Below are 14,742 nucleotides of genomic sequence, written 5' to 3'. Positions count from 1 at the left end.
GGTACAAATGTTAATTAAAAAAACCACAGAGCTTAACCACCTTAAATAAATATACAAAAATAAATTGTTATTATTTTTATTTGTTTTAAATAATAACAAAAAAATTAAACCATTGATTTTAAATTATAAAAATAATTTAAATGTAATTTAAGTAAACCAAAATGGTGAACTTAAAACTAAAAATTCAGTAATTAGCGTTGCGTAATAAAGTATTTAGCGCAATAATGCCACCGGTAGCACTGATGTACAAGCATTAAAAACCTTGATTGTGTTAACACTTTTAACAATTTATTTAATTGTTTTGATCTGAACATACAATAATTAGGAACTACAATGAAGAAAAGTACTCTTTTTAACTACTGTGCACGGGCATTAGCCATTACAGCCGCAATCTATGGTAACGCAGCCATTGCAAACGCTTCAGGCTTTGCAGCAATAAATGGTGGAACTACGGGAGGAGCTGGCGGTGATATCGTGTATGCCACAACTGGCACACAAATTCATCAAGCTCTGTGTAATCGTGCATCAAGTGATACGCCGATAATTATTCACGTTGAAGGCACAATAAATCATGGTAATACCAGTAAAGTTTCAGGGGACAGCTGTAACACTGGACCGGATCTAATTGAACTAAAAGAAATCAGTAATGTGTCAATTATTGGGGTGGGAAGTGGCGCTCTATTTGATCAACTGGGTATTCATATTCGCTCCTCTTCAAATATTATTATTCAAAACGTCCACGTCAGAAATGTCAAAAAGTCAGGCTCTCCAACTTCTAATGGTGGAGATGCAATTGGTATGGAGTCAAATGTCAGTAATATCTGGGTTGACCACGTCACACTGGAAGCTAGCGGTGGTGAAAGTTCAGGCTATGACGCTTTATTCGACATGAAAAGTAACACAAAGTACGTGACATTATCGTACAGTATTTTACGTAACTCAGGACGCGGTGGTTTGGTTGGTTCAAGTGATAGTGACGATTCTAACGGCCCTGTGACCTTTCATCACAATTACTATGAAAACATCAATTCGCGTACACCTTTATTGAGACACGCCACAGCACATGCTTACAATAACTATTACAATGGACTTGTTTCATCAGGTATGAACCCTCGCATTGGCGGTAAAATGCGCGCCGAAAATAACTACTTTAAAAACTCCAAAGACCCACTTGGTACTTTCTATACAAATGATATGGGTTACTGGCAAGTCAGTGGCAATATCTGGGATAACATCGATTGGTCTGACGATGAAAGTAAACTGCATCCTGCAGGTCCCAACCCAACATCGACGACAACGATCACTATCCCTTATAGCTATCAATTAGATAATGCTCAGTGTATTCCCAGCATTATTACCGCAACAGCAGGAGCAAATAAGGGCTTACAAACATCTAACGGCCAATGTGGTACTACGCCGCCTACCGATCCAACGCCAGATCCGACACCAGATCCAACACCAACCCCTGAGCCGACTCCTTCTAGCGAAAACTTAGCACTCAACGCTGGTGTTGATGGTAGCTCAAAAGCCAGTGGCTCAAGCTATGGTAATGTGAATGATGGCGATTTTTCTACATACTGGTCGCCTTCGTCTACAACAGGTAGCATAAATATTAAAAACCTCAACACGACAATAAATGCCGTGAGAGTTATCGAAACAGCAGCGACTAAAGGACAGATCACGGCTTGGTCATTAGTAAATTATGACACTGGCGTAACACTGGCAAATGGTGGAGCAGTACCTAATGTGATCAGCTTCTCAAATACTAACTTATCCAAAGTCAGTTTTGTGGTGCATTCTGCCAATGGTGTTCCTCAAATTGCAGAATTCGAAGTCTACAATGGCTACAGTGATGGGGCCAATAGCAATGTGACTAATACATTAGTTAATGGTACTTATCGTATTACACCAAAACACAGTGGTACTTCTTTAGATATTGCTAATTGCCAAACGGCAGATGGAAGCAATGTAAGGCAATGGTCATGGTTGAATAATGACTGTCAAAAGTTTGCAATTACAACTGTTGATGGTGTTTGGCATCGAATCTCGCCTGTAAATGCTCCATCAAAAGGCTTAGAGGTATATTCTCATTCAACTACACCAGGTGAGAATATCAATATCTGGAACTATACAGGAAGTTATAATCAGCAATTTCGTTTCCAAAGTGCAGGTGCTGGCAAATGGCGTATTATCAATCGAAATAGCGAGTTATGTTTAGATGTAGATGGTAATAAAGCAAGCGATGGGACAAATATACTGCAATGGACATGTATAGCAGGCGCTGAAAATCAAATGTTTGAGTTAATCAGACAATAATCAATTAGCTATGGAGGACTTGTATTAAGTCCTTCATTTTACACTGACTCCTTTAGCGTAGATCGTTGTTCATTCAGCCTATAGATAGTCATTAAGTTAATAACAATAACCATTGTCTCTAACAGCACACCACCAATTGAACCGACAATAATATTATTTATCAACCATAAACATGAACCTGATAATAAAACCCAGCGCATGGTGATCCCAGTTAAGCAAAACAAAGCGTAACTGCCTAGGCATGCACCTAACACAGCAATATATTCAGTCCACTGCTGCGCTGTAAAATAGCCAATCAAAGCAGTTAATGTAACAAATATACACGCCAGCCAAGTTGCCTTAGATTTTATCGAAACCGCAGTTCGTGCTGCTGAGAATAAGCAGCATAAAGAAGATGTTACTGCATTTAATAAGTAAAAATGTAATGCATGATTCAAATTCATCACAATCATGAGCAGTTTAAGACGGCGATCATCTTTTTGCATAAAACACAGCATCGCCAATAAAAAACTTAAAAAACCAAAACCTTGAGCAATAAATGCATCTGCCACCAGCAAAATACCCCTATGAAAGATATCTAAATCACCTGCAAAAAGCTGCACACTTACATATCATTTTCAATCATCATTTTAATCGTTTGTGCTTTAACAAAATGATCTAATTGATGAGTATGTATCCACCAAGTCGCGGCTTCCATTAATAACTCAGGGTCATCATTTTTATTTGCAAAAAAAGCATAAAAAGACAACCCCACATTGTCGCCTTTCGCCGCTATTTTTTTTGAGCACACAGTATGAATTTTATCTCTTAGTTCTTGGCGCATGTATACATTTACTCCGTTAATGGTTTAAACAGTAGTGCATTTCAATTAATTGGTGCTCGCCCACCACTTCGACATCTTTAACGTAATGAAAACCAAAGTGTTGGTAATAATCGCGTAAATAAGCGTGGGCATGAATTTCAATCACAGTAAGGCCAATCTTTGTTGCATGTGATAACAGCGCATTGATAACCCGCTTTGCCACCCCCGCTCCACGGTATTGTTTTAACACCGCAATTCTGGCCATAACAGCACACGACTTATCACGTTGGACTAATCGCGCTGTTGCAACTAAAGATCCGGCATCAGTCACTACAACATGAACTGCTTCAGTATCTAAGCCATCTAAATCTAATTGCTGTGGAATATTTTGTTCGACCACAAATACCTGATGGCGTATAGCATGCGCTTGGGCAATTAATTCAGGGCTATTGCCTAACATCACTTCCATTTATTTCCGCCTCTTAGATAACCCATTAAACACCCTATTTTAAGCTGCCTAATAACTCAGCTATTTCAGCTTTCAGCGCTTTATCAGGAATTTTATTTGCGCTAACTTGCGCAGCTTGTAGACAGGCAATAGCGGCATCAGTTTGGCCAAGTTCGACATGCATAGTTGCCATAGCGTAACCTATAGACGACATATAATCTTTTGCATTAATAGCTGTTGCTTTGGCTAACGCTTTTTCATAGATCAACAAGGCATCTGCAAATTCATCGGTAAAATCAGCCAGTGTTTCCCACTGAACAGGATGATCTTTCTCAGTATTTTCATGTTCGATACACAGTGCTTTTAACTGCTCGTAAAGTGAATCAAAGCTCGCTTGCTGTTGCTGCTTCGCTGCATTCATTAGCTCACCTGCAAGCTCCAGTACTGATTTATACAGTTTTGTATTCATCATTCCATTACCTTTTGTTAGAAATAACGGCCAGCTCAATAGATTGCGTAAAGTCATTCCAAACAAGCAATTTATGTGAGGCCAATAACGCGCTATTCTAATACACTCTACGGAAAAATGATTCATGCTAAGTGATCACACTACATGTTTTATTATCGCAGGGCAAAAAGGTCTGTTTAATAAAGTAATTGTTCAATTGCAGTGGCTCAGCGCACCTTCACAACTGGAAAAATATTAACCCTCAGTTTTAATTGCAGCTTTGTTACTTGCATGAATAAAATATAATGCGATACCTAAGCAAATAATGGCGCCAATTCGAGTTGGTGTAAAAGTTATTATGTCATTACCGAACCAACCAAAATTATCAATGAGCATGCTCATACATAATTGCCCAAAAATAACCGCAACCGTTGCAACCGCAGTGCCTATGCGCTGTACAGCAAACACCATAATCACGATATAGGGTACGCCGCACATTGCGCCAAGTAATTGCCATTTGGGCACATCTAATAATGTCACCGCGTGGCTAGGTTCAAAGTAAAAAATAAGTAATCCGGTGATCAAAGCACCAACCGAAAAAGTCAAAAATGCGCAGCGGAAAACACCCACTTTACTGCCAAGCTGAGCATTAATTGCCGCTTGAATACTTAATGTAGCGCCGCCAATCACCGCGAGAATTATCATTATTAACGTCATTTTCTTCCCCTACCCTTGTGCCATCAAAAGCAATGCAATAATAATAAAAACCAGTGCAACAACCCGTTTGCGGTCGACCTGACGATGCTGTGTGCCAAATAAACCGTAATGATCGATCAATAAGCTTTTCGCTATCTGCCCCATTAAAATGCCAATCATCGTCATAGCAATACCTATAACTGGTGCTGTTATCGTCAATATAACAACATAAACTGGCCCCAATACGCCGCCTAATAATGTCCATGATGGTTGTTTGAAAAATGACGGACTATTGCGAGGACTAAAAAATAGCATCAACATAAAGGTAAGCGCAGCACCCACACTAAATACACTGAAGGTAGCCCATAGCTCTCCAACCTCGCCGCCTAAAGGGCCCAATAGACCCGCTTCTACGGACAGCCCCATTCCTCCCATCACCACAATTAAAATCAAAATAAACTGCATGCAAATCTCCTATTAATAAGAAATTGATCATAGCCTAGTGATTAAACGCAAAAAATGGGATTATGTAGAAAACACTTTTGCAGGATTTGCACAGATGAATGATATAAACTCAATTAATATACGTGCATTAAAGTTCTTTATCGACGTGTATAAAAGTAAGAGTTTTTCGGTTGTTGCTCGCCGTGAAAATGTATCTCCTTCAATGGTCTCACGGGTGATTTTGCAACTTGAAGAAGCCCTTGGTCAGCAGCTTTTTTATCGTAACACGCGTGCAATAATGCCAACCGAAGCGGGAAGAATTTTTCTCGACTATGCTCGGTCAATGACTGACCAGCTCACCGAAGTACGCAATGAATTGCAAGACAGAGCAAGTCAGCCAAAAGGTTTGATCAGAATTAATGCTCCGGTCTTTTTCGGCCAAAAACACATTGCACCTTGGCTTGGCGAGTTTTTAAATCGATACCCATTAATTCAAGTTGAGATGACGCAAACAGATGATTTTATTGATCCGCATACCGATGCCGCTGACATAATTTTTCGTATTGGCTCACTCAGCGACTCATTACTGCACGGCAAAACATTAGGCGTGCAAACATATCACTTGGCGGCATCTCCCGGCTACCTTAAAAAGTATGGCATACCTAAACAACCATCAGATCTTAGTGAACATCATGGTTTAATATATCGCGGCTCATCGGGGCAAAATCGATGGTTATTTAAAAACAATTCATCCCTATGGCAACAACAAGCGGTTATACCTACCTTAGTATCTAATAATGCCGAAACGCTGCTCATTAGCGCATTAAATGACATGGGAATTGTTTTATTTCCAGACTGGTTAATTGGTGAAAGCCTAAAAGCTGGAACCCTAATATCAATTTTAGGTTCATTTGCACCAACAATAAAAGTAGGCTCACAAAACATAACCGCAATTTACCCAAACACAAAGCAACCACCGCTAAATGTGCGTGTTTGCATTGATTATTTTAGCGAAGTGTATGGCAACCCCGTTTATTGGAAGTACCAAAATTAATTTATGAGCCCATGATTAGTGATTTATCTCACTACCTTTAACCATGCATTTTAGCGTCAATCAAGGGCTGCTTTTGTAGACAATATTTTAAATTACGAGTAGATTTATGTATCAACGGCAAAGCTCATACTTTCAATCGTGGTAAATTTTATGCTCCCTACAACACAGCCTACTTTTTGGCGTGATCCCGCATTGCCATATATAGAGCTGCGCCAAGTACTTGATGGCCGACGCGTTACCTATGCCCCTCATTCACATCAACAATGGTCTATACCCAAACCACCTCAAGATGCAGAATTCAGCGTTTCACAGGGGCTTAATATCAAGGCGTTACTTTGCAACAATGGCAGTCCCTTTTAAGAAGTAACAACGATGAGAGTAAGTGCCTGTGAAACGCCCAACGGGTTGGTTTAAAAGCGATTTATACTGCGTTATTAATTTTAACAATAGAACCACTATTATTTGCAATCAATGCCTTGCCTAAATCGCTTTTAATTCCAACTGAAACTCGCATATTGAGGTGGCTTGGGTATATTGGGGCTATTTTAGCTGGGCAAAGCGAGTTTGTTTGTGAAAACCGCCTACACCAAGTCAGCCAAGGCCATCTCGTGATAATGAATCCTGATAAAGTGCATGCCTGTAACCCGCAGCAAAACTCTGCGTGGGCGTATTATATGATGCACGTCGATAAACAGTGGTTAACGCAGTTATTATTTGAATCCCAAGTTAGGGCCGAGTCATATTGGCAAGATAGTCGTCTAGATACCCTAAACACGCCATTGCTATATCAAGGGTTTGTCAGTCTCTGCAAGTTACTACTATCAAACACTCCTGTTGATGCTAAGCGTCGTCAATTGCATCAGTATTTTATTGAATTATTTAACCACCTAGATAGCAATTCACGCACAGGAGAACCTACTTTACTCGCTCCCAACAGGCTTTATCAAGTGGCTCATTATTTAAATGAGCATAGCTTAGATGACACCTCAATTAGTGCCATAAGTGAACATTTTGGTTTTAGTACCAGCTATTTAGTGCGCGCTTTTAAACGTCATTTTAATATGACTCCTCATGCTTATCGGCTAAATCGTCGCATTCAATTAGGCCAACAAGCACTGAAACAAGGGCAAGCGATAGCCAGTATTGCCTACGAAAGTGGGTTTAGTGATCAAGCTCACTTTCAACGTGTATTTAAGCAACGTGTTGCCGCAACTCCTGAGCAATACCGACGTACTTTATCACTTTAAGGTTAGAGACCACTAAATCACTAACAACACGCAACTGGCCACCAACAGCAATGCCAGTGCTTTATTCATCAACCGCACATTAGCAGCACTTTGAAAGTGCTGCCCAAGCCGCATACCAAGCAACACCCAACAAGCAAGTGATAGCCAGCAAATCGGTAAGTACACACTTGCAAAGGCAACAAGCTCAGTACTTGATGCACTGGGAATATACGCCGCAATACCCGATAACGAAGCCAGCCATGCCTTAGGGTTTAGCCATTGCATGATAACTCCAGTCATGAAAGTTGGCGCACGACGACTATCTTTATTATCTAATGTGCCACCATCGATAAATAGTTGGTAACTCAAGTACAATAAAAATGCGATACCAAACCACTGCAAAGATGAGGTGATCCAAGCCAATTTATCAATCAGGAGGTGCAAACTAAAACCAATAAATAAAAACAATACGATAAAACCTAAGGTCGCCCCCGTCACAAATAGCAGGCCGCTTCTTGCCCCAAAGCGAGCGCTGCAACTTAGTGAAAGTAGGTTTACTGGCCCTGGCGTAATAGAGGCTGCTAAGGCAAATAATGCCATTGAGATGATCACAGAAAAAGTCATAAATGTACTTAAGTAATTAATTTACAGAGGAGTATTCATTTTCATCGGTGTGCCGTATTGAACAAAATTGACCTCATGTAATAATAATCGGCTGGTTTATCTGCCTTGAGCAACAATTACTGTATAGTGAGCACACAAACTTGTAGAAATGTTCATTATGAAAGAATGTAATCAGTGTGGTAAATGCTGTATTAAATACGGCGATGGCGATCTCAGTGCGACACAAGAGGAAATAGATCTGTGGGAAATTTTTAATCCGGATATTTTCGCATTTGTTAAAAATAAGCAAATATGGCACGACCCACACACTGGGGAAAAACTAAGCCGATGTCCTTTTCTTGAACTTACCCCCAAAGCAACCCCCCATGAAGCAAATAAATACACCTGCAGTATTTACTTAGATAGACCAGAAGATTGTCGTCACTACCCTAGCCTGATCAGCGAAATGCTAAGGGACGAATGTGAAATGATCGAAATCATTGATTTAGAAAACGACAAAAAAGCACAAGCCAAGTTAGATTTAATAATGCAAGACAGCCGTCCTGCTGGTTATTGATTATTAACACTTTACTGCGCTTATTAGACTAAAGGTTTAGAGCCAATTGATTAGCCAGCAATTGCGCTATCAAACAGTCTCTTTCAACTTTTGACGCTAAAAACACACTTAAAACCATGATTTAAAACAACAATAATAATTCTCTCTCGACAGTTTTTAACTTAACACATACATCATTTGCAGCACTATGCTCGACCTTTGCCTAATCGTAATTCTTACGCGGCTACTTTACTGTGACAGTTCAATATATAGCATTTAAATCATCTCAATGAGTTGCTTTAAAAGCTGCTTTTTTATTTTGAGTAAGCAACTTATGTTGCAGGAGAAGTAATGACAACAACGCAAAAAGATGACTCTTCATCCCAAGCTGAGCAGGTAAGCGATACTCAAACCGTTTCCGATAGCTATAAAAATCTTCATAAACCCAGTTCTGAGTTTGCCAGTCGAGATGACTACCTTGAGCATGAACTGCAAATTATGCAGCCCAAGCGCTGGCGCCCCAATTTGCCTTTTCGCGACTACCGTTTCGAATTTGAAGACACAATCCCCGCGATGGCAGGTACCATAGGCAAAGTTGTAATGGTAGGTGCAATTGCCGCCACATTTGCAGCACCGCTTGGCTTAAGTGATGCCTTTGTGTTAGAAAACGTACGCTATGAGCTGCTCATAGTGGCTATTTTTATCATCTTATTTTCTGGCTTTATTTTGCCCACTGCAAACTTAGCAGGAACGCACGGGCCATTGATCCCATTAATTCCTATTGTGGTCGCAGCGGGCGGTCACCCTATGGCATTCGGGCTGCTCATTGGCGCGTTAGGATTGCTACTTGCCATCAGTAAAGGAGGTAGTTTACTCGCACGGCTCACTAGTAAAGGGGTATGCGGCGGGTTATTACTGTATTTGGGTTTTATTGGCACCGTATCACAGGTGAAAAAACTGTTTGCATGGGCAGAAGAAATTCAAATGACCCACATTGCTTTCATTGTTATTTTGGCCACTATATTACTGTATGCGTTACTCGAACATTTTAAAAAACGTTGGCTAGCTGTACCACTGAGTTGCTTGATTGGGGGCTTAACAGCTTTTGCTTTAGGCGCGCCGTTTGAATTTAAAACCGCGCCAGGTTTACCCAATATGAACCCAATGTATTGGTGGGGTGAAAACACCGGTTGGATGTTAGGTTTACCCACCCTTGAAAGCTTTGTGGTGGTATTACCGTTTGCAATACTTGCGGTAGCCATGTGGTCACCAGACTTTTTAGGGCACCAAGTGTTCCAAAAGATCAGCTACCCAAAACGTACTGAAAAAGTGCAAATGAATATCGACGATACGATGCTCAGTGCCTCGGTCAGACAAACGTTTGGTTCTATTTTAGGTGGCTCTAATTTCACCTCATCTTGGGGGACCTATATTGTGCCAGCTGCAATTGCTAAGCGCCCTATTCCAGCTGGTGCAATTTTAACTGCATTATTTTGTGTGATTGCTGGGGTATGGGGTTATCCAATGGATCTCGCGATTTGGCAGCCAGTATTGTGTGTGGCGTTAATTGTGGGGGTTTTTATCCCATTATTGGAAGCTGGCATGGAAATGACTCGCGAAGGTAAAACCACGCAATCAGCTGCCATCGTGGTCTTTGCATCTACATTAGTAAATCCCGCGTTTGGCTGGTCGCTAACCATGTTGCTCGATAACTTAGGTTTGATTGGTTGTAAAGAGCGCAGCTCAGAACTTACTCATATGAGCCGCTGGATCATTCCACTGATCATGTTTGTGTTACTTACCAGCGTAATGGCCATGGTCGGCATGCTACCAGGTATTCCAGCCTTATTAGAAAACTTTAGGCATTAATACAAATAATATAAAAAGGGGAAACGTGTAAATACGCTTCCCTTTTTTAAAATGATTTTCGGTACAACTATTTATTACTGATCGCTTAACGCCATGGCTGCTAATTTCATGGTACTTGTAAATGATTCTGCCCCTGCGATAAACAAGCCATTATGGCAAAACATTGCATCATCAATACCCGTTTCAGTTTGAAACTCTTTATCGGATAAACCCGCCCATGCTTTTGGCAATGATTTTCGATCTTCGAATGAGCCAGGCTCCACTGGGACTGTTTGCAAAATCCATTTACCTGAGTGCGATGGATAAACCATATACAGCGCTTGTTGCGATAACGCATGCACTGTTTTTTTCCAAGGTGTATATTGCTCTAACACAATAACGCGAGGATCGTCTGCGTTTTCAATCGCTTTTGCAACAATTGCTTTGGCATTGATACTGCCACTGGCCGAGGCTATAAAGCGCGATAAAATACGCATTGCAAACTCAACCGCTTCATCAAAACAACGATCAAACTCACTTTCCTCTTGCCACGTTGGGTTAAACATAGAAATAGTTTGGCTTAGACTGATCCCTTGCGACACACCTTCAACATGACCACAATCAATGGCATCAATAGTCGATACTAAAGAGGAATCAACAGCTTTAACGATATTTTCATCGCCATGGCACAGTTGTAAGCCATATTTTTGCCAAATTAAACCGAATGACGAGTATGGAATACCGTTTTCACGTTCACCTGCGCCACCACGCTGATGATGATCGAAGCGCCCTGTTTCTGGATCATATTCACCTCCCACATCAATCACTATATCAGCGTGTGCTATCAACTGCGCATCACGCGTACGTACGAGCTTAAAATCAGGAAAAACATGCCTTAGTACTGCGATACTAAACACATCATCCGCATGAAAATTACCATTGTGGGTTACTACTGTTAAATCATTCATTATTTAGTGTCATTTTTAGAAAAGGGAAAAGAAGACGGTGTAATTTAAACAGATCCATTTAAGCACTTTGAGCAAGTTAAAATTACAAGCACAGCAGTATACGCTATCTGCACTGCGGCCACAAAGTAACGTACTATTTTTACAAATAAGTGAATAACAATAAGAACTAGATTATGTTATTACCTTGCTCCGGATCACGTGAGCTATCGGCCTGCTCTCGAATTTCATCAGCATCACTGCTCACATCATCAATATCAGTGTGCGGGTGAACGGTTGTCTTGGCTTTTTTCTCTGGAACTGCAGGCTGTGGCGGTTGCTTTTGTGGCTGCTCACTCGTTGGTGTATTTAAAATAATTCGCTCTCGAGCATCATCAGGCATGCTAATACCGTGCTCAATAAAGCTGTTAACCATCTCTCGCATTAACTGTGATGCCACTTTAACTGTGCTGTGTTGCTCACTGTTAACCCAAAAGTATATGGTTAAGTTGATAGTGGCAGAGCCCAGTTCATCAAGTAACACTTGCGGGGCTGGATCGTTTAGCACCGCCTCTTGTTGATTCATTAGGCTAACAGCAAATTGTTGAGTTGCGCGTATGTCGTTGTCATAGCCTATACCTAACTTAAAATGGCCACGCATTTTGGGATTTGCAGTCAGATTTTTAATCACATTTTTATACACTGTCGCATTAGGAATTTGAATGTGGTTGCCATCAAAATCAACTAAGGTAGTCGCACGTGCAGTGACTTTTTTAACTACGCCTAAACGACCATCAACTTCAATCACATCATCTATACGAAAAGGCCGCTGTACGCTCAACAACATACTTGATATAAAATTCTCAGCAATATCTCTAAATGCAAAACCTAAGATCAGACCCACTAAGCCAGTCCCACTCATCACCGCCACGGCAAACTCACTTAAGCCCGCGAGCCGTAAAAACAGATAAACACCAAACAAAATAATCACAATGCTGATGAAACGACGAGTGACAACATGTAGTAGCCGGCTTTCGCTCACATAACTGATGGGTTTAACAAACAAATAAGACAGCGGCCTCGCAAGTAAATAACACACGACTATCGCGACAACACCCAAGGTAAGCGCAGGTAACATTTGCCAAGCGCTTTGTAAAAAATGCGCGATCTGTACATTGATTGCTTGCCAAGATACAGGATCGATAGCAACGGGTTCGGCATTAACCTTAAGTGAAGGTAACAAAATAAACAATTGATTTTTAATAACATTAATGATTTCCATATGCATACCTAAGTGTTGTGCGGCTAAAAGTATTAACACTAATATTGAATGAATATAGCAAATAAAGCGCCAATTTAAGCTGGCAAGCACTTTGCACTAATCTCTAACGTCTAATGATCTTAATAAATAACGTTTAATAAATAGTGACTAAAAAATCTAAGCAAGGAAAGAATATGACACAGAAACAGCGCGGCTTTACAGCCGATAAGCCAACAGATATTCCATTGCTTGGCTGGTGGGATATCTGCAAACGGGTTTATCACAGTATGTCGCAAGATAACTTATCGTTTGTTGCCGCAGGCGTCGCTTTTTATGCACTACTGGCCATTTTCCCTGCTCTGGCTGCCTGTGTCTCCGTGTATGCTTATTTCACTTCGACTGCGGATATCAGTGAACATATTAGTAAATTTATTACCCTATTACCGCCAAGCAGCCGCGAAATTCTTATGCAGCAAGTATCAGAGGTCACTCAACAATCACAAAAAGTGCTAAGTATTAGTGCAATAGGTACGCTGTTACTAACAGTTTGGAGTAGCAGTAAAGGCTGCCAAGCGTTGATCACTGCTTGCAACATTACCTACCATGAACATAACAAAAGGCAGTTCTTCAAAGCATTATTAATCCGTTTTCTATTTTCTCTTGGCGCTATCTTTGTTGCAGTGGTCGCATTGTTGATCATTGGTATTTTACCTATTGTGCTCAATATTGTTGGCCTAAAAGACAGTATTGATACAGTAATCAAGCTACTCACTTGGCCATTACTGGCAGCAACCTTTCATTTCGCATTGGCGTTCGTATATCGTTATGCCCCCCATAGAAAACCCGCAAAATGGCGCTGGGTTACAACAGGATCAATCATAGCAACAGGACTTTGGATAATTGCATCACTCGGATTTTCATATTATGTATCGCAATTTGCTTCATACAATGAGACATATGGTTCGCTTGGTGGTGTAGTGATCATGTTGATGTGGCTGTATATCAGCGCTTATATTATTATTTTCGGCGCAGCCATCAATGCCAGTACTGAACAACAAACCATGCTTGATAGCACTATCGGCCCTGATCGTGAGTCCGGCCAACGTGGTGCCTTTGTAGCCGATCACTTAACCAAACAACAGCACAAACATTCTTCTAAAGCGAATGAATAGTGCTATTTTTACCCATGGTTGTTTAATTTTAATATGTTTAAATGGGCATATACACAATTCGGAGCAAAGCAATGAAAGTAATTAAACAACTCAATAGTCATGCCACCCAAGATGGTGATGGCGTAAGCATCAGCCGAATTCCAGGGTTTGACGGTAAACATTTAGATCCTTTTTTAATGATCGACGAATTAAAATCCGACGACCACAGTGATTTTATGGGGGGCTTTCCGGCGCATCCACATAGAGGGATCGAAACCTTTACTTATATTATTAAAGGTGGCTTTGAACACCAAGATCAAATGGGCAACAAAAAAGCTATTCGCGCCGGTGATGTGCAATGGATGAGTACCGGCTTTGGCGTTATTCACAGCGAAATGCCGCTTGCTGACGCGATAGAAGGCATGCATGGTTTTCAAATTTGGCTCAATATGCCAAGCACTGAAAAACTCAGAGCACCGAAATATCAAGATACTACCGAGCACCCTGCACCTGTGCATAAAAATGCTCAAGGTGTTGAACTAAAAGCACTGGCTGGCAGTTGGCAGTTTAACCAGCGCACTCAGGTTTCTAGCTTACAGGAGCTGGCTGCCAATGGCATGTTAGCGGATGTTACTGTGCCTGGCGGCGCTGAATTTACTCACCCACCGCTTACTCAAACCAAGGTGATGATTTATATTCACAGCGGCTCAATCAACACTGAGCAAGGTGGCCCTGTAATGGCGGGGAGTTTACTGATTTTAGAGCCTGGCAGTGATATTAAATTTAATTCTCAAACCGGCGCAGGGGTGCTTATTTTAGCCGGTGATCCACTTAATGAACCGATTGCCCACATGGGCCCGTTTGTAATGAATACGCAAGCACAACTCAAAGAAGCAATCAGTGATTATCAAAGCGGTAAATTTGGTAGCTTTTAAAATATGATAA

General features: G+C 40.9%; 17 protein-coding genes. 8 read left to right on the top strand and 9 right to left on the bottom strand.

The features are described from left to right. Window positions 1–333 precede the first annotated feature (333 nt). Window positions 334–2,316: an RICIN domain-containing protein gene (locus KAN5_RS03660; protein ID WP_138555275.1), complete on the top strand. Its 1,983-nt coding sequence runs from the start codon at window positions 334–336 to the stop codon at window positions 2,314–2,316. 38 nt (window positions 2,317–2,354) lie between these two features. On the opposite strand, the gene KAN5_RS03655 is transcribed toward KAN5_RS03660, so the two are convergent. The 6 genes from KAN5_RS03655 to KAN5_RS03630 all read right to left on the bottom strand — a co-directional run bounded on the left by KAN5_RS03655 (window position 2,355) and on the right by KAN5_RS03630 (window position 5,175). Continuing rightward, entirely contained in the window at window positions 2,355–2,918 is a 564-nt protein-coding gene (locus tag KAN5_RS03655; protein ID WP_244390519.1) for a YgjV family protein, read from the bottom strand. 2 nt (window positions 2,919–2,920) lie between these two features. Beyond that, entirely contained in the window at window positions 2,921–3,139 is a 219-nt protein-coding gene (locus tag KAN5_RS03650) for a DUF6500 family protein (protein WP_016707557.1), read from the bottom strand. Between the two features lie 16 nt (window positions 3,140–3,155). Further along, entirely contained in the window at window positions 3,156–3,587 is a 432-nt protein-coding gene (locus KAN5_RS03645; RefSeq protein WP_244390518.1) for a GNAT family N-acetyltransferase, read from the bottom strand. 34 nt (window positions 3,588–3,621) lie between these two features. After that, a complete protein-coding gene (locus tag KAN5_RS03640) occupies window positions 3,622–4,038 on the bottom strand; it encodes a tetratricopeptide repeat protein (RefSeq protein WP_244390517.1) in 417 nt (138 codons plus the stop codon). Window positions 4,039–4,269: 231 nt separating this feature from the next. Then, window positions 4,270–4,731, bottom strand: coding sequence for a DMT family transporter (locus tag KAN5_RS03635; protein ID WP_244390516.1), 462 nt, complete (start codon window positions 4,729–4,731; stop codon window positions 4,270–4,272). 9 nt (window positions 4,732–4,740) lie between these two features. Further along, window positions 4,741–5,175: a DMT family transporter gene (locus KAN5_RS03630; RefSeq protein WP_244390515.1), complete on the bottom strand. Its 435-nt coding sequence runs from the start codon at window positions 5,173–5,175 to the stop codon at window positions 4,741–4,743. Window positions 5,176–5,269: 94 nt separating this feature from the next. On the opposite strand from KAN5_RS03630, the gene KAN5_RS03625 reads away from it, so the two are divergent. From KAN5_RS03625 to KAN5_RS03615, 3 genes are all read left to right on the top strand, one after another. After that, on the top strand, window positions 5,270–6,208 hold the full coding sequence (locus KAN5_RS03625) for a LysR family transcriptional regulator (RefSeq protein ID WP_244390514.1): 939 nt from the start codon (window positions 5,270–5,272) through the stop codon (window positions 6,206–6,208). Between the two features lie 150 nt (window positions 6,209–6,358). Beyond that, the gene (locus KAN5_RS03620) at window positions 6,359–6,568 is read left to right on the top strand and encodes a hypothetical protein (protein WP_244390513.1); all 210 of its coding nucleotides are present in this window, start codon (window positions 6,359–6,361) and stop codon (window positions 6,566–6,568) included. A gap of 116 nt (window positions 6,569–6,684) precedes the next feature. Next, window positions 6,685–7,455 carry an AraC family transcriptional regulator gene (locus KAN5_RS03615; RefSeq protein ID WP_347881511.1) on the top strand — a complete coding sequence of 257 codons (771 nt, stop codon included), beginning with the start codon at window positions 6,685–6,687 and terminating at the stop codon, window positions 7,453–7,455. Window positions 7,456–7,467: 12 nt separating this feature from the next. On the opposite strand, the gene KAN5_RS03610 is transcribed toward KAN5_RS03615, so the two are convergent. Continuing rightward, on the bottom strand, window positions 7,468–8,058 hold the full coding sequence (locus tag KAN5_RS03610) for a LysE family translocator (RefSeq protein WP_244390512.1): 591 nt from the start codon (window positions 8,056–8,058) through the stop codon (window positions 7,468–7,470). A 157-nt stretch (window positions 8,059–8,215) separates the two neighbouring features. Here KAN5_RS03610 and KAN5_RS03605 point away from each other — a divergent pair, with 157 nt between their 5' ends. Next, window positions 8,216–8,614 carry a YkgJ family cysteine cluster protein gene (locus tag KAN5_RS03605; RefSeq protein ID WP_244390511.1) on the top strand — a complete coding sequence of 133 codons (399 nt, stop codon included), beginning with the start codon at window positions 8,216–8,218 and terminating at the stop codon, window positions 8,612–8,614. Window positions 8,615–8,944: 330 nt separating this feature from the next. Further along, window positions 8,945–10,462: a DUF3360 family protein gene (locus KAN5_RS03600; RefSeq protein WP_016707562.1), complete on the top strand. Its 1,518-nt coding sequence runs from the start codon at window positions 8,945–8,947 to the stop codon at window positions 10,460–10,462. Between the two features lie 74 nt (window positions 10,463–10,536). Here KAN5_RS03600 and KAN5_RS03595 read toward each other — a convergent pair whose 3' ends face one another. Both KAN5_RS03595 and KAN5_RS03590 read right to left on the bottom strand, forming a co-directional pair. Further along, window positions 10,537–11,409, bottom strand: coding sequence for an MYG1 family protein (locus tag KAN5_RS03595; RefSeq protein WP_016707563.1), 873 nt, complete (start codon window positions 11,407–11,409; stop codon window positions 10,537–10,539). A 166-nt stretch (window positions 11,410–11,575) separates the two neighbouring features. After that, window positions 11,576–12,667 carry a mechanosensitive ion channel domain-containing protein gene (locus KAN5_RS03590; RefSeq protein ID WP_244390510.1) on the bottom strand — a complete coding sequence of 364 codons (1,092 nt, stop codon included), beginning with the start codon at window positions 12,665–12,667 and terminating at the stop codon, window positions 11,576–11,578. 173 nt (window positions 12,668–12,840) lie between these two features. Here KAN5_RS03590 and KAN5_RS03585 point away from each other — a divergent pair, with 173 nt between their 5' ends. Together KAN5_RS03585 and KAN5_RS03580 are read left to right on the top strand one after the other, a co-directional pair. Then, window positions 12,841–13,818, top strand: coding sequence for a YihY/virulence factor BrkB family protein (locus KAN5_RS03585; protein ID WP_244390509.1), 978 nt, complete (start codon window positions 12,841–12,843; stop codon window positions 13,816–13,818). Window positions 13,819–13,889: 71 nt separating this feature from the next. Continuing rightward, window positions 13,890–14,732 (top strand): pirin family protein, encoded by an 843-nt coding sequence (locus tag KAN5_RS03580; protein WP_016707566.1) that lies wholly within the window; start codon window positions 13,890–13,892, stop codon window positions 14,730–14,732. Window positions 14,733–14,742: the final 10 nt, after the last annotated feature.

This window comes from Pseudoalteromonas sp. KAN5, from assembly GCF_022846535.1.
Taxonomy (GTDB): Bacteria; Pseudomonadota; Gammaproteobacteria; order Enterobacterales; family Alteromonadaceae; genus Pseudoalteromonas; species Pseudoalteromonas haloplanktis.
The sequence above is the reverse complement of the archived record's forward strand: the minus strand, read 5'-3'. Positions and strand labels throughout refer to the sequence as shown.